This window comes from Micromonospora sp. CNZ299 (assembly GCF_002754415.1).
In genome coordinates, this window is the sequence record NZ_PEFG01000001.1 from 4745521 (window position 1) to 4767738 (window position 22218).

The 22218-nt window shown below is 72.9% G+C and carries 20 protein-coding genes and 1 pseudogene; 11 read left to right on the forward strand and 10 right to left on the reverse strand.

Annotated features, from left to right (window positions below; translation table 11 throughout):
• Positions 1-386 precede the first annotated feature (386 nt).
• The 3 genes from lnt to CLT68_RS21615 all read left to right on the forward strand — a co-directional run bounded on the left by lnt (position 387) and on the right by CLT68_RS21615 (position 3494).
• Positions 387-2051, forward strand: coding sequence for an apolipoprotein N-acyltransferase (gene lnt, locus CLT68_RS21605; protein WP_199177109.1), 1665 nt, complete (start codon positions 387-389; stop codon positions 2049-2051).
• A gap of 34 nt (positions 2052-2085) precedes the next feature.
• A complete protein-coding gene (locus tag CLT68_RS21610) occupies positions 2086-2895 on the forward strand; it encodes a polyprenol monophosphomannose synthase (RefSeq protein ID WP_099853464.1) in 810 nt (269 codons plus the stop codon).
• A gap of 68 nt (positions 2896-2963) precedes the next feature.
• Positions 2964-3494, forward strand: a complete 531-nt coding sequence (locus CLT68_RS21615) for an FxsA family protein (RefSeq protein WP_099853467.1) — start codon at positions 2964-2966, stop codon at positions 3492-3494.
• 69 nt (positions 3495-3563) lie between these two features.
• Here the strand turns inward: CLT68_RS21615 and CLT68_RS21620 are convergent, their stop codons facing one another.
• The 3 genes from CLT68_RS21620 to CLT68_RS21630 all read right to left on the reverse strand — a co-directional run bounded on the left by CLT68_RS21620 (position 3564) and on the right by CLT68_RS21630 (position 6681).
• Positions 3564-3905, reverse strand: a complete 342-nt coding sequence (locus CLT68_RS21620) for an RNA polymerase-binding protein RbpA (protein WP_030489777.1) — start codon at positions 3903-3905, stop codon at positions 3564-3566.
• Positions 3906-4132: 227 nt separating this feature from the next.
• Entirely contained in the window at positions 4133-5290 is a 1158-nt protein-coding gene (locus CLT68_RS21625) for a hypothetical protein (protein ID WP_099853469.1), read from the reverse strand.
• 26 nt (positions 5291-5316) lie between these two features.
• Complete coding sequence (locus CLT68_RS21630; RefSeq protein ID WP_099853471.1) at positions 5317-6681, reverse strand: MFS transporter; 1365 nt, start codon at positions 6679-6681, stop codon at positions 5317-5319.
• 57 nt (positions 6682-6738) lie between these two features.
• Between CLT68_RS21630 and CLT68_RS21635 the strand changes: the two genes are divergently transcribed.
• The 3 genes from CLT68_RS21635 to CLT68_RS21645 are packed head-to-tail and all read left to right on the forward strand — an operon-like array spanning position 6739 to position 9579.
• Positions 6739-7386 carry a TetR/AcrR family transcriptional regulator gene (locus tag CLT68_RS21635; protein WP_247671870.1) on the forward strand — a complete coding sequence of 216 codons (648 nt, stop codon included), beginning with the start codon at positions 6739-6741 and terminating at the stop codon, positions 7384-7386.
• A 55-nt stretch (positions 7387-7441) separates the two neighbouring features.
• Positions 7442-8758 carry an FAD-dependent oxidoreductase gene (locus CLT68_RS21640; RefSeq protein WP_099853473.1) on the forward strand — a complete coding sequence of 439 codons (1317 nt, stop codon included), beginning with the start codon at positions 7442-7444 and terminating at the stop codon, positions 8756-8758.
• Positions 8755-9579, forward strand: coding sequence for an SDR family NAD(P)-dependent oxidoreductase (locus CLT68_RS21645; RefSeq protein WP_099853475.1), 825 nt, complete (start codon positions 8755-8757; stop codon positions 9577-9579). Before CLT68_RS21640 ends, CLT68_RS21645 begins: the two co-directional genes overlap by 4 nt.
• Before the next feature lie 10 nt (positions 9580-9589).
• Here CLT68_RS21645 and CLT68_RS21650 read toward each other — a convergent pair whose 3' ends face one another.
• Positions 9590-10240 carry a LysE family translocator gene (locus CLT68_RS21650; protein WP_099853477.1) on the reverse strand — a complete coding sequence of 217 codons (651 nt, stop codon included), beginning with the start codon at positions 10238-10240 and terminating at the stop codon, positions 9590-9592.
• 229 nt (positions 10241-10469) lie between these two features.
• Here CLT68_RS21650 and CLT68_RS21655 point away from each other — a divergent pair, with 229 nt between their 5' ends.
• Positions 10470-10958: a DnaJ family domain-containing protein gene (locus CLT68_RS21655; protein ID WP_099853479.1), complete on the forward strand. Its 489-nt coding sequence runs from the start codon at positions 10470-10472 to the stop codon at positions 10956-10958.
• A 31-nt stretch (positions 10959-10989) separates the two neighbouring features.
• On the forward strand, positions 10990-11532 hold the full coding sequence (locus CLT68_RS21660; RefSeq protein WP_099853481.1) for a GNAT family N-acetyltransferase: 543 nt from the start codon (positions 10990-10992) through the stop codon (positions 11530-11532).
• 46 nt (positions 11533-11578) lie between these two features.
• Here CLT68_RS21660 and CLT68_RS21665 read toward each other — a convergent pair whose 3' ends face one another.
• Entirely contained in the window at positions 11579-12154 is a 576-nt protein-coding gene (locus CLT68_RS21665; RefSeq protein ID WP_199177110.1) for a maleylpyruvate isomerase N-terminal domain-containing protein, read from the reverse strand.
• A 103-nt stretch (positions 12155-12257) separates the two neighbouring features.
• Here CLT68_RS21665 and CLT68_RS33895 point away from each other — a divergent pair.
• A pseudogene (locus CLT68_RS33895) lies at positions 12258-12845 on the forward strand (cupin domain-containing protein); the annotation flags it as partial.
• A gap of 292 nt (positions 12846-13137) precedes the next feature.
• Here CLT68_RS33895 and CLT68_RS33900 read toward each other — a convergent pair.
• From CLT68_RS33900 to CLT68_RS21695, 5 genes are all read right to left on the reverse strand, one after another.
• Positions 13138-14937 (reverse strand): serine hydrolase, encoded by a 1800-nt coding sequence (locus CLT68_RS33900; RefSeq protein WP_099853485.1) that lies wholly within the window; start codon positions 14935-14937, stop codon positions 13138-13140.
• 11 nt (positions 14938-14948) lie between these two features.
• Entirely contained in the window at positions 14949-16238 is a 1290-nt protein-coding gene (locus CLT68_RS21680) for a DUF1343 domain-containing protein (protein ID WP_099853487.1), read from the reverse strand.
• Positions 16239-16247: 9 nt separating this feature from the next.
• Positions 16248-18065 (reverse strand): glycoside hydrolase family 3 protein, encoded by a 1818-nt coding sequence (locus CLT68_RS21685; protein WP_099853489.1) that lies wholly within the window; start codon positions 18063-18065, stop codon positions 16248-16250.
• Between the two features lie 95 nt (positions 18066-18160).
• Positions 18161-18637, reverse strand: a complete 477-nt coding sequence (locus tag CLT68_RS21690) for a hypothetical protein (RefSeq protein WP_099853491.1) — start codon at positions 18635-18637, stop codon at positions 18161-18163.
• Between the two features lie 75 nt (positions 18638-18712).
• Positions 18713-19576, reverse strand: coding sequence for an NAD(P)H-binding protein (locus CLT68_RS21695; RefSeq protein WP_099853493.1), 864 nt, complete (start codon positions 19574-19576; stop codon positions 18713-18715).
• Between the two features lie 85 nt (positions 19577-19661).
• On the opposite strand from CLT68_RS21695, the gene CLT68_RS21700 reads away from it, so the two are divergent.
• A complete protein-coding gene (locus tag CLT68_RS21700) occupies positions 19662-20384 on the forward strand; it encodes a TetR/AcrR family transcriptional regulator (RefSeq protein ID WP_099853495.1) in 723 nt (240 codons plus the stop codon).
• Between the two features lie 401 nt (positions 20385-20785).
• Positions 20786-22210 (forward strand): rifampin monooxygenase, encoded by a 1425-nt coding sequence (gene rox / locus CLT68_RS21705; protein ID WP_199177254.1) that lies wholly within the window; start codon positions 20786-20788, stop codon positions 22208-22210.
• Positions 22211-22218: the final 8 nt, after the last annotated feature.

The window sequence follows — 22218 nt, forward strand, 5'->3', positions numbered from 1 at the left end:
TACCACGGGAAGCGGCTGTTGTTCGCTTCGTCCCTTCGTCCGCTGGCCGAGCGACATTTTTGAGCGTCATCGTCGCGGCGGCCAGGTCCAGCGGGCGGGGGTCGGCGGGGCGGCGCGAACCGGCCGCGGTTACCGGTGTACGGGCAGGGTGAGGTGCACGGCCAGTAGACAACGGCCCGGCGGGGGCAGCCAGTCCGCGTCCGGTCGGTCCGAAGGTCGTCGTACCCCATCCTCGCCACACCGGCCGGGAAGGGCCTGGGAGCATCGGGGCGCGGCGTGAGCCGCGCCCCGATTTCATGTCCGTCGGGCGGTTCGTGCCCGGCGGCCCGATGCGGCTGCTCCGGCCGCCGGCCAGGTAGCCTTCGCCCCGTGATCGAGGTGAAGCGGTGACGATTCTGGACCGGGACGAAACCCACAGCCCGGCGGCGCCGAGTCAGCCGGTCGTGACCGGTCGGCCGCTGCCGCTGCGGTTCGCCGTGCCCCTGGCCGTGGCCGCCGGCCTGGCCCTGCTGGTGGCGTTCCCCCCGTACGGGGTGTGGCCGCTGGCCCCGGTCGGGGTGGCGTTGCTGGCCGCCGCCGCGCACCGGCGGCGGTTGCGCGCCGGCGCCGGCCTGGGCTTCCTCACCGGGGTGGCGCTCTTCGCCCCACTGCTGGCCTGGACGAACCTGCACACCGGTTCACTGCCGTGGGTGCTGCTGTCGCTGCTGCAGGCCGGCTACCTGGCGCTGCTGGGCGCGGCCACCGCCTGGGTGTCGCCGCTGGCCGACCGCGTCCGCTGGACGTGGCCGGTGCTGACCGGGCTGCTGTGGGTGGGGCAGGAGGCGCTGCGGGACCGCACCCCGTTCGGTGGGTTCCCGTGGGGGCGGTTGGCGTTCAGCCAGGACACCTCACCGCTGCTGCGCCTGGCCGCGTTGGGCGGCGCGCCGCTGGTGACCTTCGCGGTGGCGCTCGTCGGCGGGTTGCTGGTCACCGCCGCCTGGCGTGGCTGGGCCGCCGCCCGCACATCGCCCGCTGAGGGCTCCCAGGCCGCCGACGGCGTGCAGGGGGTCACCTCGGCACGTCGGTGGGCGCCCGTGGCCGTACCGGCCGCCGTGGCGGTCGCGCTGACCGCCGGGGGCCTGCTCGTGCCGGTCGCCACCGCCGGGTCGGGCGCCACCACCACCGTGGCCATCGTGCAGGGCAACGTGCCGCGCCTGGGCCTGGACTTCAACGCCCAACGGCAGGCGGTGCTCAACAACCACGTCGACGCCACCATCGAGCTGGCCGGTCGGGTCGCCGCCGGGCAGGAACGGCAACCCGACCTGGTGGTGTGGCCGGAGAACTCCAGCGACATCGACCCGCTGCGCAACCCCACCTCCGGTGCCCGGATCTCCCAGGCCGCCGACACCATCGGCGCGCCGATCCTCGTCGGGGCGGTGCTGCTGGGCCCCGGCGTCGGGCAGGTCCGCAACGCGGGCATCCTGTGGCGCCCCGGCACCGGCGCGGACCTGGACCAGCTGTACACCAAGCGGCACCCCGTGCCGTTCGCCGAGTACGTGCCGCTGCGCGACGTGGCCCGGATGGTCAGCAAGCAGGTCGACCTGATCCGCAGCGACTTCGTGCCCGGAAGCACCCCGGGCGTGGTACGCGCCGGCCCGGCCGTGCTCGGTGACGTGATCTGCTTCGAGGTCGCCTACGACGACGTGGTCCGCGACACCGTCACCGGTGGCGCGCAGCTGCTGGTGGTGCAGACCAACAACGCCACCTTCGACGTGGCGGAGGCCCGCCAGCAGATGGCCATGGTGCGGCTGAGGGCGGTGGAACACGGCCGGCCGGCGTTGATGGCCTCCACGGTCGGCGTGTCCGGGTTCGTCGCACCCGACGGGCGGGTAAGCGATGCCACCGGGTTCAACACCCGGGAGGTCGTGGTGCGGCAGGTGCGGCTCGACGACGGTCGTACCCTCGCCACCCGCCTCGGCTGGTGGCCGGAGGTGGCGCTCGCCGCGCTGGCCGCGGCGGCCCTCATCGGCGCGGCGGTGCTGCGCCGCCGGCAGCGGGTCATGTCCGGATAGCAACAGCCGGTACGCCGGCGGGAGCGGAGGAACCGTGATCCAGGCGACCGATACGATCCGACGCCCGGACGAGGTGCCCGGTGTGGGCCGGGTGCTGGTGGTGATCCCCACCTACGACGAGGCCGACAATATCGCCGCGATCGTGGGCCGGGTCCGACGCGCCGCCCCGGCGGTGCAGATCCTCATCGCCGACGACAACAGCCCCGACGGCACCGGCGCGATCGCCGACGCCCTCGCCGACGGCGACGCGCACGTGCAGGTGCTGCACCGCCACGGCAAGCAGGGCCTCGGCGCGGCGTACCTGGCCGGGTTCGGTTGGGCGCGGGAGCGCGGCTACCAGGCGGTCGTGGAGATGGACGCCGACGGCTCGCACGCCCCGGAGGACCTGCCGGCGCTGCTGGACGCCGCCCGCGACGCCGACGTGGTGATCGGGTCGCGGTGGACCAGCGGCGCGCGGGTGCTCAACTGGCCGCTGCGGCGGCTGCTGCTGTCGCGCTGCGGCAACCTGTACGCGCGCCTCGCGCTGGGCATGCCCGTCTCGGACGCCACCGGCGGCTACCGGGTGTACCGGATCAGCGCGTTGGACGCCATCGATCTGGAGTCGGTGACCTCCCAGGGCTACTCGTTCCAGGTGGAGCTGTCGCGGTTGGCGCATCAGGCCGGGGTGCGGATCGTGGAGGTGCCGATCACCTTCGCCGAACGGGAACGCGGCGACAGCAAGATGAGCCCGAAGATCGTGGCCGAGGCGCTGTGGCGGATCACCGCCTGGGGCGTGCGGGACCGCCGCCAGGCGGTACGCCGAGGTCTGCACGGCACCGCCACCGGTCAGGCGCGGTGGCCGTGAGCGCGGCCGTGTCATGCTGGATGAGCGGGACACGTCCGTGGTGCCCGCGGGAATGGCGATGAGGTGAGATGCGCCGAGGACTGAGGTTCGTGCCGTTGGCCCTGTTGCTGGCGGTGGTGCTGGAGCTGGCGGTGTTCGTCGGTGTGGGGCGGGCGCTGGGGTTCGGCGTGGCCGTGCTGCTGGTGTTCGCCGCGTCCCTGCTGGGGCTGGTGCTGCTGCGCCGCGAGGGGATGCGCGCCTGGCGTGGTTTCCGCTCCGCCGCGGCGGCCGGACAGCCACCGGGTGGGCAGGTGACCGACGGGCTCGTCGGGTTGGCCGGCGCGTTGCTGCTGGCGGTGCCCGGCCTGGTCAGCGGCCTGGTCGGGTTGCTGCTGCTGGTGCCGCCGGTGCGTCGACTGGCCCGCGCCGGGGTGCGCCGTGCCACCGAGCGGCGGGTGTCGTCGATGGTCGCCGGTGACCTGTTCGGCCCGCGTACGGTGCGGGTGCGTCAGGGTGCGCCGCAACCGACGGCGCAACCGACCCCGCAGCCGGAGCAACCGGTCGTGGTCGACGGCGGGCGGGCCATCGAGGGAGAGATCGTCGAGCCCGGTCGCCACTGAGACCACCTGTGCAGACACGACGGCGCCCCCGGGTTGTCCCGGGGGCGCCGTCGTTGTCCGTCGTGCGGCTCAGGCGCGGCCGCGGCGGGTCCGAACCTCCTGCAGGCGCTCCTCGAGGATGTCTTCCAGCTCGGCGATCGAACGCCGCTCCAGGAGCATGTCCCAGTGGGTACGCGGGGGCTTGGCCTTCTTCTGCTCCGGCTCGTTGCCGTCGACGAGTCGGGCGACGCTGCCGTCGAACTTGCACTCCCAGGTCATCGGGACCTCGGCGTCGACGGCGAACGGCACCTCGAACTGGTGGCCCTTGGCGCACAGGTACTCGCGGGTCTGACGCGGCGCGAGCTCCGTGTTGCGGTCGGATTCGTAGCTCACCGCGCCAAGGCGGCTTCCGCGCAGCATACGCTCGCCCATGATCGACTTCCCCTCGTTCGTGGTGCTGGTCTTCTGGGTGTAACGGTGTGTGCCCGTCGAGCCATTCCCGCCCGAGGGCGTGAGGCGTCCACGTGTGGGCCGGGACCAAGGGTAGCCGGCCGGGACGATCACCCGGTGAGGTGATCACCAGGCGGGTCGCAACGGGCTGTGTGTCCGCTGCCACCGGGGATGTTAACCGCCGAAGCGTAGCGAAGGTTGCGCGACGATCATCGGGTGGCGTCGCCCGGAGTGGCAGCGCCGAGGCGCGCCAACGCCAACGCCAGGTCGCTGACCTGGTCGCCGAGCTGCGCCACCCGCCGCTGGGCCAGGTCCCGGTCGGTCTCGGCGGCGTCGAGTCGTACCGTCAGGGCGGTGAGGCGGCCCTCGGCGGTCGCCGCGGCCTGCCGGGCCGCGGTCAGCTCGGCGGTCAGCGTGTCCCGCTGGGTGGCGGTGGCGGCCAGCTCCGCGCGCAACCGTGCCGCGAGTTCTGCGGCCTCCTGCCGGGCGTCGTCGGCCTGCGCGGCCGCGACCTGCGCGCGGTCGCGGGCCCGGTCGGCCTGCTCCCGGGCCCGGGCGGCGTCGGCGGCCTCGGCGCGGGTCCGCGCGGCGTCGGCGCGGGCCTGCTCGATCTGGCGCCGCACGTCCTGCACCTCGGCCTGCCACCGCCCGGCCCGCTCGGTGGCCTCGGCGGCGGCCCGGGCGGCCCGCTCGGCGTCGGCGCGCGCCGCGTCGCGTTCCACGCTCAGGTCGGCCACCCGCTGCCGCTCGGCGTCGCGCTGCGCCCGCAGGTCGCGCACCTCGGCGCGGGCCTGGTCCCGGTCGCGTTCAGCCTGGGCGCGCAACGCCTCGGCGGCGCTGACGTCGTGGCGCGCCTGATCGCGGGCGGCCTCGGCGCGCTGTGCCCGCTCGTCGGCGGCGGTGGCCTGCCGGTGCGCCTGCTCGGCGCGCTGGCGGGCGTCGTCGGTCTCGGCGAGGGCCGCCCGGGCCTGCTCGCGGGCGCGCGCCGCGTCGGCCGCCGCGTTCTCGGCGTCGTCGCGGGCCTCGTCGCGTTCGGTCTGCGCCGCCGCGACCTCGGTGGCGGCCTCCGCGCGAACCTGGGCGACCTGTCGCTGCACACCCACCGGGGACAACTCGGCGTGCAGCGACTCGGTCAACGTCTCGACGATCTGATCGAGGCGGTCCACCGCCTCCCAGGTGCGGGCCACCTGCCCGGGCAGGCCGGGGGCGTTGCGGTGCCGCATCCGGCTGTTGCGCGAGGCGCGCTGGCAGGCGCCGTCGTTGTCCCGGCAGTAGCGAAACGGCCGGCCCGCGCCGACACGCTGTGGCACCGGCGCTCCACAGTGGGCGCACGGGCGGGTTTCGGTGGTGGCGGGCTGGGCGTCCATCGAGGGCGAAGTCTAGTGCCGGCCGTTCACGTCGTCGTCCGGGCGGTCGCGTCCAGGGTGTAGCGGCGTTGCAGCAGCAGGGCCGCGAGCATCGCCACCGCCGGCAGCAACCCGAAGCCGTAGCGGACCGCCGCCAACGCCGCGTCCGGCTGCACCGGCGACTCACCGGCCGTGGAGGCCACGAAACCACCAACGGCCAGGCACAGGGCATAGGCGTACGGGCCGAGGGCGGCGCCGGTGGCCTCGGTGGCCGTCCACACCCCGGTGTAGGTGCCGGCGCCGGTGGCGGTCCCGTCCTTGGTGGTGGCGGCGCGGATCACGTCGGGCAGCATCGAGAACGGCAGCAGCTGCATGCCGGCGAACGCCACCCCGAGCACCGCCACCGCGCCGATCAGCACCGGCAGCCCGGCCGGTCGACCCACCGCCAGCACCAGCGACCCGACGGCGAACGCGCCCTGCGCGCCGAGCAGCGCCCGCTGCTTGCCGACGCGGCGGGCCACCACCAGCCAGACCGGGGTGACCAGCAGCGCCGGCGCGACGAATGCGGCCACCAGGACCGTGGTCAGGCCGGGGGCCCGCAGCTCGTACTCGGCGTAGTAGGGAACGCCGGCGAGCACCAGGTGGGTGGTGGTGGACATCGCCAGGTACGCGGCGACGAGCCAGCGGAACTGCCGGTCGCGCAGCGCGATGCGCAACGCCGGCCACCCGCCGTGTCCGGCCGGGGTGGGGTCCGCCGCCGAGCCGCGCAGCCGGGCGATGCCCACGACACCGACCAGCATGGCCACCAGCATCCCGACGGCGAGGACCACGCCCATCCGCTGGTAGCCGTCACGGGTCGCGGCGTCGCCGCCGGTGAGCAGCGGGGCCAGCAGGCCGGAGACCAGGATGCCCAGGGTCAGCACGACCATCCGGAACGCCATCAGCCGGGTGCGTTCGTGGTAGCCGATCCGCAGGTCGGCCGGGGTGGCCAGGTAGGGGACCTGGTAGGCGGCGAAGAGCAGGTTGCCGGCGATGAAGAACACCGCCACCCACGCGGCCGCCGGCGCGCCGGTCAGGCCGCCGGGCACCGCGAAGAGCGCCGCGAACGCGAGCGGCAGCGCGCAGCCGACCAGCAGCAGGCGACGCCGGTCGCCGCGTCGGGTCTGCTCGACGTCGGCGCGGTGCCCCACCCACGGGTGCAGTAGCACGTCGGCGATCTTCGGCAGCAGCAGCGCGAGACCCGCCAGCCACGGCCCGACGGCCAGCACGTCGGTGAGGAAGTAGAGCAGCAGCAGGCCGGGCACTGTCACCCAGACACCCATGCCGAGCGACCCGGCCGCGAAGCCCGCCAGGGGGCCGCGGGGCAGTGCCGCGTCGGTGGCGGCCACGGGCCGCCGGTCGAGCCCGGTCATCGCCGCATCCTCTCCGCAATCCAACAGTTGCTGGATTCTAGGGGCAGAATGGCGGCCATGACCATGCCCCGACGCCGTCCGGGTCGCCCGCGACGCGACGAGACCCGGCCGACCCGCGAGGTGGTGCTCACCGCCGCGACCGCGCTGTTCGCCGAGCGCGGCTTCGACGCCGTCGGGCTGCGGGAGGTCGCCGCAGCCGCCGGGGTCGACGTCGCCACGGTCGCGCACCACACGGGTACGAAGGCAGCGCTCTACGACGCCTGCTTCGCCCGGGTCTTCGCCGCCGAGCGGGAGGTGCTGACCGAGGCCGCCGAGCAGGCCCGCGCCGCCCTCGACGGGGGGCCGGACGCGGCGCGGCGGGCGCTGCACCAGTTGGTCGACGTCTTCGTCGACTTCCTGGAGGACCGCCCGGAGACCACCGCGCTGTGGCTGCGTCGCTGGTTGGAACCGCAGCGGCACGCCGAGCTCGACCAGCGCTACGCCGAACCGTTGTACCGGCTGGTGGCGGAGCTGCTCGCCGCCGCGGCGGCGGCCGGCGCGCTGGCCGAACCCACCCCGCACATCACCGTCCGGAGCCTGGTGTGGGCGACGCACGGGCACGTGGTGGCGCTGGCCGCGGGTGCGCCGGGCGCTCGGGAGCGGCGTGAGTTCCGGGCGTTCGTGCATCGTCTGCTCGACGGGCTCTACGGGCCGTCGACGACTTGACGGGCCGCCGCCCGCCGACGATTATCCATCGGACGTTGGATTAAAGGGGGCGGCGATGGGCGTACCACCCAGGGTGGCGGTGATCGGCGCCGGCGCTGCCGGGCTCGCCGCGGTCAAGGCGCTGCGCGACGCCGGTGTCCCGGTGGTGTGCTTCGAGAGCACCGACCAGGTCGGCGGCCTCTGGGTGTACGGGGCACCCGACTCGCCCGCCTACCGGACGCTGCACCTGAACACCAGCCGGGGCCGCACCCAGTTCGCCGACCACCCGATGCCCACCGACTGGCCCGACTATCCCGACCACCGCCGGGTCGCCGGTTACCTCGCCGACTACGCCGACCGTTTCGGACTGGGCCAGGACATCCGGCTGCGCCACACCGTCGAACAGGTCACCCACGACTCGGCAGGCACCTGGACGGTGACCGCCCGCGGGCCGGACGGGCCGGTCGAGGTCACCGTCGACGCCGTGGTCGTCGCCAACGGTCACAACCGGGTGCCCCGGCTGCCCGACCCCGCGTACCCCGGCACCTGCACGGCCGAGCAGATCCACAGCCACGACTACCGGGGTCCGGAGCAGTTGGTCGGCAGACGGGTCCTCGTCGTCGGCGGCGGCAACTCCGCGATGGACATCGCCGTGGACGCCTCGTACGCCGCCACCCGCACCCTGCTGTCGTTGCGCCGGGGTGTCTGGGTGGTGCCGAAATACCTGCTGGGTCGCCCCTCGGACACCCTCAACGGGGCGCTCGCCCGCCGGCTGCCGTGGCGGCTGCGCCAGCGCATCAGCCAGACGATGCTCACCGCCACCGTCGGCAGCCCGGCCCGCTACGGGCTGCCCGCACCGACGCACGGCTTCCTCCAGGACCACCCCACGCTCTCCGACGGGCTGCTGTCGCGGCTGACCCACGGTGACGTCGAGGCCCGGCCCGGCGTCGCCGCCCTCGACGGCGACCGGGTCGAGTTCACCGACGGTCGCAGCGACAACGTCGACCTGATCGTCTGGTGCACCGGCTACCGGGTGGAAATCCCGTTCCTCGACCCGGCGCTGCTCGGCGGGGGCGCCGACACCCTGCCGTTGTACCGGCACGTGTTCCACCCGGACGCCCTCGGCCTGAGCTTCGTCGGACTGATGCAGTCCACCGGTTCGGCGTTTCCCCTGGTGGAGGCGCAGGCCAAACTGATCGCCGCGAACCTCGCCGGCCGCTACGCGCTGCCCGATGAGGACCGGCAGCGGGCCGTCTGCCGCGCCGAGCTGCGGGCCGCGACCGCCCGCTGGGGTCAGCGCCGCCCGGCGATGCGCGTGGACTTCGACGCCTACCTGGCCGAGCTGACCCGGGAGCTGGCCGCGGGGACGCGCCGGGTCGGGGCGGGGCAGTGAGCCGCCGGACGCTGAGCGGCCGCCGGGTGCTGGTGACCGGGGCCAGCGGCACCTTCGGGCGACACCTCGGGGCCGCGCTGACCGCCGCCGGCGCCCGGGTCGTGGGCCTCGACCTGCACGCGCGACCCGACGACGACCTGCCGGTGCTCGGCTGCGACCTGACCGACCCGGACGCCGTCGCGCCAGCGGTGGGCGCCGCCGTCGACCAGCTCGGCGGGCTCGACCTCCTGATCAACAACGCCGGGGTGGGCGGCCCCGCCCCCGCCGAGTTGCCGCCCGACGAGGTGGTCCGCCAGCAACTGGAGGTCAACCTGCTCGCCGCCTGGCGGACCACCGCCGCGGCCCTGCCCCCGCTGGTCGCCGCCCGGGGAAGGGTGATCTTCGTGTCCAGTCGGATGGCGGTGCTGCCACTGCCGCTCGCCGCCGCGTACGGCGTCAGCAAGCGGGCCCTGGTCGCCTACGCCGACGCCCTGCGCCACGAGGTGGGTAGCCACGTCGGGGTGAGCGTCGTCTACCCGAGCATGGTCGCCTCACCCATCCACGACAGCACCGCCGAGGCGGGCCTGTCCCTGCGGGGCGTGTCCCGCCCCGAGCCGGTCGAGGGGGTGGTCGCGGCGATCCTGCGCGCCGCCACCGCCCGCCGGGCGCCCCGGGACGTGGCCACCACCACCCGTGGACGCCTGGAGATGGCCGTCGGTCGACACGCGCCCGCGCTGGCCGACCGGCTGGTCCGCCGTACCCTCGCCGCCCGGCTCGCCGCCGGTGACCTGGACGCCGCGCCGCTGGCCGCCGGGATGCTCCGCCGCCACCGGGGGCAGTGACCGTCGGCTGTCAGGGTGTGGCGACCGCCGCGCGGGAGCGGTCCGTGGCGATCCGGACGGCCAGCGCCGCGAGGGCCGTACCGGTCACCCACCGCTGCACCCGCAGCCACACCGGTCGGCGGGCGAAGAAGCCGGCCAGCGCCCCGGCGCTGAGCACGATCAGCGCGTTCACGCTCAACGCGACGGCGATCTGGGTCAGGCCCAACAGCAGACTCTGCATCGCCAGGTGCCCCCGCGCCGGGTCGATGAACTGCGGTAGCAGCGACACGTAGAGGATGGCGATCTTCGGGTTCAGCAGGTTGGTGATCATGCCCATGGTGAACAGCTTCCGGGGCGGGTCCGGCGGCAGCGGGGTGGGCGCGAACGGCGAGTGGCCGCCCGGGCGCAGCGTCCGCCAGGCCAGCCACAGCAGATAGCCGGCCCCGGCCAGCTTCACCACCGCGTACAGCGTCGGCACCAGGACGAAGACCGCGGCCAGGCCGGCGACCGCCGCGACCAGGTAGACGCCGAACCCGGCGGCCACCCCGAGCAGCGAGATCAGCCCGGCCCGGCGGCCCTGCGCCACCGAGCGGGACACCAGGTAGACCATGTTCGGGCCGGGCGTGAGCACCAGCCCCAACGCCACCAGCGTGATGCCCAGCAGTGCACCCGTACTCACCACGACGCTTCCCCCGTTCGGTAATCCCCACACCGACCGTAATCGGGATGAACATCCCAACCCAGGGCCACCTGGCAGGCCGTGGCCTGCGATCCGGGGTGATCCACCCGCGTTCGGCGCAACGCCAGCACCGTCGGCGGGAATGCGCACCGTGGCGGGCGCGCTGACCCCTGGCAAGTGCGTGTCGCCGGCCGGAGGCGGCGCGTTACGGTGGCCAGGGAGGTGCCGCACGGTGACCGAGGCGTGGGAAGCGTCAGTGGAGGCGAAGATCCAGGATGCCGTTCAGCGCGGCGAGTTCGACGACCTGCCCGGCATGGGCAAGCCGATCCCCGGTCGGGGGGCGCCGTACGACGAGGCGTGGTGGATCAAAAGCTTCCTGGAGCGCGAGGCACTCCCCAGTGACCTGCTCCTGCCCACGTCGCTGCAACTGCGCCGACGCATCGAGCAGGTCCCCGAAGAGGTCCGTGACCTGCCCACCGAGCAGTCCGTCCGCGACTTCGTGGGGCAGTTGAACGCGCAGATCGTGGCGTGGCTGCGCTTCCCCGACGACGGCCCCCGGGTCGCGGTGCGCCCGGTGAACACCGAGGACGTGGTCCGCCGCTGGCGCGCCGAACGGGCCCGCCCCAAGGTCACCTCGACCGCCACCGAACCGGCGACCGTTCCGACACCGTCGCGTCGACCCCGCCGCAGCTGGTGGCGGCGGTGGCGCCGACGGGGCTGACCCCCGGCCACGACCACGGCAGACTGTGCCGATGCTGATCGAATCGCGGTCACCCGACACGCCCTCGACGCCGGGAGTCGCGCTGCGTCCCTGGTGCGCCGACGACCTGGATGAGCTGGTGCGGGCGTACCGGGATCCGATCCTGCGCCGCTGGACCAGAGCTCCGGTGACCACCGCCGCCGAGGCCCGGCGGTGGCTGGACGGCGCACAGCGGGACTGGGCCGACGGCCGGCGGTACACCTTCGCCGTCCTCGAAGAGCAGACCGACGGCCCCCGGCTGGTGGGCAACGTGGTGCTCAAGGGGGTCACGCCGCAGCGCCCGGCTCCGGAGGTCGGCTACTGGACGGCGTCGTGGGCACGCGGCCGCGGCGTCGCCCCTCGCGCGGTCACCGCGCTGAGCCGCTGGGCGTTCGACCGGTTCCCCGAGGTGACGCGTCTCGACCTGCTGCACCAGGTGGACAACGTCGCGTCCTGCCGGGTGGCGCAGAAGTGCGGCTTCGTGTTCCAGGAGATCCTGCCGGCCCGGCCGCCCTTCCCACTCGACGGTCACCGCCACACACTCGACGCCGGCTAGTGGTCGCCCTGACAGGCCACCACCCACCCCTCGACGATGGTGCGAGTCAGTCGACTGCGGCGCGCCAGACCCAGGAGGTACGCCGGGCCCGGCCGGGCAACTCGCCGCGGCCGGTCATCCAGAGCAGCACCTCGGGCGCCGCCCCGGCCGGGGCGTCCGGGAAGAGTCGCCGCAGCACCAGCGCGCTCAGCCGCTGCGGCGGCTGCCACCGCACACCGAGACCGAGGGTGACGTCGTGGGTGTGCAGCACGGTCTCGGCCACGCCCATGGCGGCGAAACCGGCCGGATCGCACGGACCGAAGTGCCAGGCCCGCGCGTCCGGCGGGGCGGCGTCGACGGCGGCGGCGAGCAGACCGGCGCAGGCCCGCACCACGGTGAGCACCTGCGTCGGGCTCGCGTCGGGGGAGACCCGCAGGTCGTACGGCAGATAGCCGTCATCCGGGCGGCCGGTGACCTGGCCCGCGTACGCGAGAAGGTCGTGCGCGACGTGCGCCGCGGTGGTCCAGCAGCTCCAGCTCAGCGAGCCGGCGGGCACCGACCAGTCGCGATCCCGGTGTGGCAGCAGCACCCGGGTCATCTCCTCGGCCGCCTCGCGCAGGTCGGCGCCGGTCACCGCCGACATTCGCCAACCCACCGGGCAGCACCGGGCGCGGGAATCCGGTCATGGGTAAAGGGCGTCGAGGCATGCAAGAATCCATCCTCGCATGTGGGGGGAGGTGAACGGAATGTTGCCCAACCTGGTGGTGGACACGACCGTGGTGCCTCCGGCGGACAGGTTCGCCTTCTGGTATGCCCTGGTCGCCCAGGAGACGGCGCCCGCGCACATCAGCAGCGGTCACCTGGACAACTTCGTCGCGTACGCGCAGGCCATCGATCTCGGTCGCATTCGGATGACCTCGCTGCGCTATCCGTCGCTGGACTCGATCCGACCCACGACACTGGTCCGCAGAGCCGAGGGGGACGTGTATCAACTCGCGCTACCACTGACGGGTCACAGCACCCTGATCCAGGACCGCACCGAGTCCACGCTGGAAGCCGCGAACCATTTCACGCTCTTGGACACCGCGCGACCGCACGTCGCCCGGCACCGCGCGGACGGCCCCGGTCTGGCCACCACGATCACCGTGCAGATACCGCACGCGGCGCTGCCCCTGGCACCGGACCGTCTCCGCCGCCTGCTGGCCACGCCGATGCCGTCGCATCTCGGCGTGGGCGGACTGTTGGCCCACCACCTGCGCAGCATCGCGGCGCACCCGGAGCAGTTCGAGCCCGCCCAGGCCGAGATCCTGGGCGGGGTGGCGGTGGACCTGCTCACTGCCGCGCTCGCTCAGTACCTCGACATCGAGGACACCCTGTCACCGGAGGCGCGGCAGACCGCACTGCGGGCCCGGGTCGTCGATTTCATCGACCGCCACCTCGACAGTGACGAGCTCAGCCCTCGCAGCGTCGCCGCTGCCCACCACATCTCGCCGCGGTCGCTGCACCGCCTGTTCGAGGCGGAGGCGACGACGGTTGCCGAGCTCATCCGCGCCAAGCGCCTGGAGCAGTGCCGGCGTGATCTTGGCAACCCGCTGCTGCGGCAGCCGATCCAGGCCATCGCCGCCCTCAACTCCGCGCCGGTGACCACCCGTCGGCGACGAACCGGGAGGCGTCGGGACCCTCGCCCGAGAAGAGGACGCCGTGCCGGTCCGCTGCCACGACCCGGTCGACGTAGACGCCACGTCCCTGCCCGGAGCCGTCTGTGCTGCTGCTGAACCGCAGGTGGGTGGCCTGATCGGGCAGCGCCACCGTGACCTGCCACCACACGCGACCCCCGTAGCCGGTGACCGTGCCGTCGGCGCTCCACCGGCGGGCGGCGTCGCGGAGTTGCATCGTCGCCGGCACCCAGGTCAGACCACCATCGGTGGAGACCGCGAATCGCGCGCTGTCGAAGCGGGGCTCGGTGTCGTACCAGAGCAGGAAGCTCGCCGTGCCGCCACGGCCGGGCCGACGCAGCGGCGCCGTGAGCGTGCTCGTCGCCGAGTCGCGTGGGTCGGCACGCCAGGCGCTGGCCGAGCGCGGCCGCACCGGCAACGCCTCCGCGAGGTCACGCGCGACGGCCCGTCGGGCGACGTTGTTGCTGCCCCAGCCCCGGTCCGGGTGCACCCGGTTGCTGAGCATGACGACGAACGAGTGGGATAGCGGGTCGATGACGATCGACGTGCCGGTGAAGCCGGTGTGCCCGAAGGCCACCGGAGAGGAGAGCCCCATCATGTACCAGTGCTTGTTCAGCTCGAAACCGAGCCCGCGGTCGCTCTCCGGGTAGGCCGACTCCAGCGGCGCGTTGTAGTTGACCAGCATCGTGCGCACCGTTTCCGAGCGCAGGATCCGCCGGCCGCGGTATTCGCCGCCGTTGAGCAGTGACTGGCAGAGCACGGCCAGGTCCGCGGCCGTGGAGAAGACCCCGGCGTGCCCGGCCACCCCGCCGAGCGACCACGCGTTCTCGTCGTGGACCTCACCCCACACCATGCCCCGTCCCGCGTACGGCTGGTATTCGGTCGCGGCGATCCGCGACCGCCGCTGCGGGCCGGGGTTGTAGCCGGTGTCGGTCATGCCCAGCGGCCCGGTCACGCCGTCGCGGACGAGGTCGGCCAGCGGCCGACCAGTCACCCGCTCCAGCAGGACTCCCAGCGCGATGAGCCCCAGGTCGGAGTAGACGTACTGGCCACCGGGCATCGCCCCGGTGGCCAGCGGCGTGGCGAGCGCGGCGGCGAACCGCTCGGCCGGTGTCGGGTACCTGCTCCACAGAGGTGTGAACGCGGGCAGACCCGATGTGTGGGTGAGCAGCATCCGCACGGTCACCGTCGCCTTGCCGCCGGCGGCGAACTCCGGCACGTACCGGGCGACCGGCGTGTCCAGCTCCACCCGTCTCCGCTCCACCTGCTGCATGGCGACGATCGTGGTGAACAGTTTCGACACCGACGCCAGATCGAAGATGGTGTCGCGCCGGGTCGGGATCTGCTGGTCGGCGGGGAGTTCCACACCGACCAGGTCGGGCGGTGGCCCCACCGCCGAGTACTTCACCGCGCTGCCCACGGCGGCGTGCTGGACGATCACGCCGTCCTTGGCGGCCAGGACCACCGCGCCGGCGTACGCCGGGTAGCCGGGGTGGTCCTGGGTCGGCTGCAGGTACGCCGCCAGGTCGGCGGGCATGCGATCCACCTGGTCGGGGAGCAGTCCGACCTGGCGGGCGCTGCCACGCCGCAACGTGTCGTGGCGGAACTGGATGTCGGCGGGGGTGACGGTCGGCGGACCGGACGACGGTGTCGCGGCGGCCGCCCCGGTGGCGGGCAGCGCCGTGCCCAGGGTCACCAGAGCCAGACCGAGCGCGAGTGAGCGGAGCGGACGACGAGTCGACCTGGTCATGACCGCGCTCCTCAGTAGAGCAGGTAGGGCCGGCGTTGCCGGTTGAAGGTGGCCAACTCCTCGGCCCAGGCGCCGACGACGTCGTCCACGTCAGCTCCGGCGTCGATCTGGGTCCGCAGTCGCGGCGATCCGGTGAGCTTGTCGATCCAGTACGGGCGCACGGTGTCCCACGAGTCGCGTCGCCAGGCGAACGCCGGGTACTTGTGCGCCTCCACAAGCATGGCCACGCCGGTGCGGATCGGGTCGTACACCGCCGGGTCGACGACCTTGACCTCGACGCCGGCGCAGAGCTTGTTGAGCAGGTCCGGCTTCTGCCCGGCCGAGGTCGGCGAGAAGTACGCCTCGCGGAACTCGACCCCGGGCAGGTTCCGGGCGTTGAGCCGGTCACCCCAGTGGTGGTCGAAGTCCGTCGCCAGCCCGCCGATCAGCTCGAACGGGCGGCAGGTGCCGCGCCCTTCGGTGATCGACGCGACGCCCTCGAACAGCCCGGTGCCCGGGTAGACCAGAGCGGTGTCCGGGGTGGGCATGTTCGGGCTGGGCATCACCCAGGGCACGCCGGTGTCGGCGGCGAGGGCGTCGCGCCTCCAGTGCCGGCAGCGGACCACGTGCAGGTCGACCGGTCGTCCCGCCTCGGCCGGCAGGAACGTGGCGTTGAAGAACCGGGCCAGCTCCCCGACGGTCATCCCGTGCTGCTGGATGATCTCCTTCAGGCCCACTCCCGAGGTGTACGGGCTGGTCATCAACGGCCCGTAGGCCCGCCCGCCGATCGGGTTGGGCCGGTCCAGCACGACGTAGCGTTTACCGACCCGGGCCGCGGCGACCATCGAGGTGTACATCGTCCAGATGTAGGTGTAGAAGCGGACTCCGACGTCCTGGATGTCGAAGACCACCGTGTCCACCCCGGCCTCGGTGAACATGGCCTCCCACCGGGCCTGCGAGGCGCCGTACGCGTCGTACACCGGTATGCCGGTGCGTGCGTCGACGCCGGTTCCCTCGCTGCCGCCGGCCTGGGCGGAGCCGCGGAAGCCGTGCTCGGGGCCGAACGCCGCGACCAGTCGCACCCGACCGGAGCCGTGCATCAGGTCGACGAGGTGCCGGTAGGACGCGTCGACCCCGGTCGGGTTGGACACGACGCCCACACGCTGACCGGTGAGTTCGGCGAACCCGGACGACACCAGCTCGTCGAGGCCGGTGCGAACCCGGCGGGCACGAGGGCCGGCCGACGCCGGTCCTGCGCCGAGCGTCCCCGCCCCCAGCGCGCCCGCGCCGACCGCGCCGATGAGGAGATTCCTCCGCTGCATGCTTGCCTCCTACCAGCTCAGGCCGTGGCCGTAGGGGTAGAGCACGGAGCCCGCCCCCTCGGCCGTGGGGATCGTGACCGGCAGCCGTCCGCTCGGGGACAACTCGCCGTGCAGCGCGCGGACGAGGGCGTCCATCGCCGCGCGGGTGTACGAGTACGTCGCCAGGTAGGTGGTGACACCCGGCAGGTAAGCGATGTCGTACGGGTCGCGGACGGCCGCGACGACCACGGGTTTCCCGGTGCTCAGCAGCGCCGCGACCAGGCGCTGCTGGGTGGCTCGCGGGTCGGTGACGGCGGTGTCCCACGCCTTGTTCACGAGCACGACGGTGAGGTCGTGCTCGGCGGCCTGGCTCGCCGTGGCGGCGATCGTCGCGTCGGAGGGCAGGGTCGCCGGTCGCGCGGTGGCTCGGGCACCACGCGCGGTGAATCCGGCGGCGACCGTCGCGACCGGGGCGAAGGCAGCGCTGTCCCAGCCGGTGATCAGGACCGACCGGTCGGCGTGGGGCAGGGGCAGCACTCCGGCGTCGTTGCGGACGGCGGTGAGCGTGGGGTCGGTGACCCGGGTGACGGCGGCGAGGTGCTCCGGAGAGCCGACGGTCCGCACGGCCTTCTCCACGTCGACCACCGGGGAGCGGGCCAGCCCCTGGCGATACTTCACGCCGAGGATGCGTCGGACCGACTCGTCGATCCGACGCTCGGTGAGCTCGCCGGTGGCGACGGCCCGCAGCACCGCGTCCCGCGCCAGCGCGAGGTCCGGCGGCATCAGGAGCTGGTCGGCGCCGGCCTTGAGCGCCAGGACGGGCACCCGATCGTCACCGTACTTCGCCCGTACGCCAGCCATGTTGAGCGCGTCGGTGACGATGACGCCCCGGAAACCGAGCTCGCCACGCAGCACGCCGGTGAGGATCGTGGGCGACAAGGTCGCGGGGTCGCCGGACGGGTCGAGCGCCGGGATCACGATGTGCGCGGTCATGATCGTGTCGACACCGGCGCGGATCGCCCTCCTGAACGGCGGCGCGTCGATCCGATCCCACTCGGCGCGGCTGTGGTTGATCACCGGGAGACCGGTGTGGCTGTCGGTGGCCGTGTCGCCGTGACCGGGGAAGTGCTTCGCCGCGGCGGTCACCCCGGCCCGGTCCTGGAAACCGGTGACCTGGGCGGCGGTGAGGTCGGCCACGAGGGTGGGGTCGGCGCCGAAGGACCGCACCCCGATCACCGGGTTGCCCGGGTTGACGTTGACGTCGGCGATCGGCGCGTACGGCTGTCGGATGCCGACGGCGCGCAGCTCGCGTCCGGTGACCTCCGCCGCCGTCCGGGCGGCCTGGGCCGACCGCCCCGCACCCAGCGCCATCGACCCGGGGAACTGGGCGGCGGGGGAGGGCATTCGCACCACCGCGCCCTGCTCCTGGTCGGTGGAGATGAGCAGCGGCACCCTGCCCTTCGCCCCGTCGCCGAGGGCGGCCCGCTGGAGTCCGTTGGAGAGGGTCGCGATCTGCCGGGGACTGTCCAGGTTGTGCGACCAGGAGAAGTAGCAGACGCCGCCCAGGTCGTACCGCTCGACCACCTGGGCCGGGGTCTCCACACCGAAGGCGGCGAGGTTCGCGGCCCGGTCGGCGGCGCTCGGGTTCACGGCGTCGCCGCCGTAGACGTAGGTGGCGAAGAGTTGGCCGACCTTCTGCTCCAGGCTCATGTGTCGCAGCGTGGACGTCACCCAGCCGTGCTCGGCATTCGGCGGGCGCGTCGGCGTGGCGGCCTGGGCAGGGAGGGAAGCGAGGGTGGCCACCAGTGTGGCCGCCCAGGCGGTCGCGGTAACGAGTCGGGTCTGCATAGACGCCTCTCAGTCCGGGTGGCTGAAACTTAGCTACACCTCAGCCGCCCGTCAAGAAGACAACCTACAGATCGCCCGTCAGGCCCCGCCGACCGTCACCGCCGGGCGTCGCTCGGGTCGTCCGCGGCGAACTCGCGGATGGCGGCGCGGATGGCCTCGCCGTACGGGTCGTCGGACAGGTGCACCAGGTGTTCGCCGGCCCGGGCCAGGTGCTCCCGGGCCTGGGCGGGGTTGCCCAGGCGCCGGTGGCAGTCGGCCAGATTCAGGTACAGCGACGGCAGGAACGCCTGGACCTGGAGCGAGGACAGGTAACGCTGGGCGCGTTCGTCGGTCAGGTCGGACACGGCGGCCAGGGCCCGCTCGTCCCAGACCAGTTCCGCTTCGGTGGTGTCCTGGAGGTCGGCGAGATAGTGGGCGAGGGTGCAGCGGTGGAAGGCGTCGCCGGAGGGGCCGATCTCGTCCCACAGCGCGGTGAGGGCGTCCCGGGCGAGAGCCTTCTGCCCTGATCGGCCGAGCTGCACCGCCGCACCGATGCGGGTCATGATCGGGTCGGGTGTCGGCTGGTTGTCCATGTCGCCGATGGTCGGGCCTCGACCCGGTCGAGGGTCAACTCAGCGGCTCGCAGGCCCGGTGCTCGTCAGCACGCATCACCGTGGGGAGACGATGGCCTCGAGCACCGAACGGACGGACGTCGGTCGACGACCGATGAGGGTTTCCAGCGTCGGGTCGGTGACGGCGAACTCTCCCCGTCGCGCTGCGCGGTACATGCCCAGGGTGAATTCGGCGGCTGCCGCGGGCATGCCATGCGCGACGGCATCGGCCTTCCACTCGTCGTCGCCGAGGACCACTCGGGTGATGGCGCGGCCCGTGATCCCGGTGAGGATCCCGGCCACCGCTTCGAGGTCGAGCGCCTCCGCAGCGGTCAGCGCGGGCGTGACGCCATCGAGCAGGCCCTCCTCGACCATTGCGATGGCTGCGGCCTCGGCCAGGTCGGAATGCGCGGTCCAGGACACCGGCCCGTCCGCCGGCGCCACGAGTTGCCCGGTCTCCAGCGCCGCACCGATGGAGTAGCTGAGCGTGCTCGCGTAGAACCCGTTGCGCAGAGCGGTGAAGGGAACCCCCAGGCCGGCCAGGTGTTCCTCAGCTGCGGCGTGCGTGGGCTGGGGGGCGAACAGCGAGTCCCTGGAGGCCGCCTGGTGGCTGGTGTACAGGATTCGTTTGCCTCCCGCGGCCCGGGCGGCGTCGACGGCGGCGCGGTTTGCGACGAGCGCACCGGCGCCGCGAATGGCGGCGGACACGATGAGGACCTTCTCGGCACCCTCGAAGGCGTGCTCCAGCGTGGCTGGGTCGGTGAAGTCTCCGGCACGGACCCGAACGCCGCGCTCGGCGAGGCCCGCGGCCTTGTCGACGTCGCGCACGCTCACACCCACGGCCTCGGGTGGCAGCCGGTCGAGGAGCAGGTCGACGATCTGGGATCCGAGCTGACCAGTGGCACCGGTGACGACCAACATGATGAACGCTCCTTGTTATCGGTGATTCGAGCCCGACGTTAACACTGATATTTCACAGATAACAAGGGGCTGTTAGCATCGGTTCATGGTGACGACGCAGGACACGGCATCTCGCGACGACGTCCGTTCCGGCATCGTCGCGGCAGCCACCCAACTGCTGCGCGCGAAGGGCGCGAACGCGGTGACGACGCGCGCCGTCGCCCAGGCCGCAGGAGTGCAGGCCCCGACCATCTACCGCCTGTTCGGCGACAAGGACGGCCTCATCGACGCCGTCGCCGAACACGTCATGGCCACCTACGTCAGCGGCAAGTCGGTCGCGGCGGACGTCGCGGCGGGTGACCCGGTCGCGGACCTGCGCGCCGGATGGCGTACGCACGTGGATTTCGGCCTGGCGAACCCCGAGCTGTACGCGTTGATCGCGACGCGGGGGAGCGGCGCACCCTCACCGGCGACGGTCGCGGGCCTCGACGTGCTGCGTCGCCGCGTTCGGCGACTCGCCGCAGCCGGCCTCCTGCGGGTCGACGAACAGCGCGCACTCTTGATGATCCACTCTGCGGGCAACGGAACAATCCTCACCCTGCTGGGAATGCCCCCGGAGCAGCGCGACCCCGGTCTGAGCGAGGCCATGCTCGACGCTGTGCTCACCAGCATCCTGGCGACAACTCCGGCGACACCCGACACGGCCACGAAAGCGGTCGCGGTGACATTCGCGACGGTGCTGCCCGACCTCCCAGGGCTCACCGACGCCGAACGCGCGCTGATGGCCGAGTGGCTCCACCGATCGCTGACCCGCCCGCAGGACCGTTGACGGCGACAGGGCGAGCGCCGCGCGCTCGTACTCGGTACTACCGGTTACCTCGCGCACCTACGCCGACGTCTACCAGGAGTCCATCGGCGGAAGCCCTGGCACAGCCGAGAAGGCGTGGGCCCGTGACCATGACTGAAAAGAGCTGGCGGGACGATTGTCGGGCTTGTAGCTTGCAGGTGACGTGACCCGCCCGAGGAGGTGAGACCCATGAACGATGAAGCGATGTGGGTGCTCCCCCTTCCCGTCACGACCGGGCGATTGACGTAGGTGTCGCCGGGAGCGCCCCGCCAACAAGGCCCTCCCGAAAGGCAACACCCATGCGCCCTCAACAATTCACCGCCGAGCCCGCGTCTCAGACCAGGGTCGAGTCGCCGTCCACCAGTGCGGATCGCACGCCCCTCATCTTCGACGTGATCATTGCCGGGTGCGGGCCGACCGGTGCGATGCTGGCCGCCGAACTGCGGCTGCACGGTGTACGGGTCCTCGTGGTGGAGAAGGAAACCGAGCCCGCGTCGTACGTCCGTATCGTCGGTCTGCATGTCCGCAGCCTCGAACTGCTGGCCATGCGCGGCCTGCTGGATCGCGTCCTCCCGCACGGCAGGCAGCGGCCGGCCGCCGGCTTCTTCGCGGCCATCGCCAAACCCGCACCGAAAGACCTGGATTCCGCGTACGCCTATCTGCTGGGTATCCCGCAGCCAGTCATCGTCGGCCTGCTCGAAGAGCATGCGATCGAACTGGGCGCGCAGGTTCGGCGTGGTCGCGCGGTCGTCGGCATCGAGCAGGACGACCACTGTGTGACCGTCGAGCTGACCGACGGGGAGCAACTGCGCTCGCGCTATCTCGTCGGCTGTGACGGCGGGCGCAGCACCGTGCGCAAACTGCTCGGCGTCGGCTTTCCCGGGGAGCCCGCCCGAACCGAGACGCTGATGGGCGAGATGGAGGTGGGCGCGCCGCAGGAGGAGATCGCCGCCACGGTGAACGCGATCCGCGAAAACCATCACCCCTTCTGGCTCCGGCCCGCAGGCAACGGGGTCTACAGCGTCGTGGTCCCCGCCGCGGGAGTCAGCGACCGTGCGGTGGCGCCCACCCTCGAGGATTTCCAACAACAGTTGCGCACCATCGCCGGAACCGATTTCGGCGTGCACTCCCCGCGCTGGTTGTCCCGCTTCGGGGACGCCACCCGGCTGGCCGACCGATACCGGGCCGGCCGTGTCCTCCTGGCCGGCGATGCCGCCCACATCCATCCGCCCATCGGGGGACAGGGCCTCAACCTGGGCGTTCAGGACGCCTTCAACCTCGGCTGGAAACTGGCCGCGCACATCCGGGGCTGGGCGCCGGAGGCTCTGCTGGACACGTACCAGGCCGAACGTCATCCGGTCGCCGCGGAGGTGCTGGACAACACCCGAGCCCAGATGGAGTTGCTGTCCCCCGAACCAGGCCCGCAGGCCGTACGCAGGCTGCTCACCGAGCTGATGGACTTCGACGAGGTGAACCGCCACCTGATCGAGAAGATCACCGCGATCGGCATCCGGTACGACTTCGGCGCAGGCCCCGATCTGCTCGGCCGCCGCCTGGGCGACGTCGCCGTGAAACAGGGCAACCTCTACGGTCTGTTGCATCGCGGCCGGGGCCTGCTGCTGGACCGCACCGAACGCCTGACCGTCGGCGGCTGGTCAGACCGGGTCGATCACCTGACGGATCCGACCGCGGAGCTGGACGTCCCCTGTGTCCTGCTGCGCCCCGACGGTCACGTCGCCTGGGTCGGTGACGATCAGCAGAGCCTGGACCAACACCTCTCCCGCTGGTTCGGCGAGCCCGCCCACTGATCGCAGGC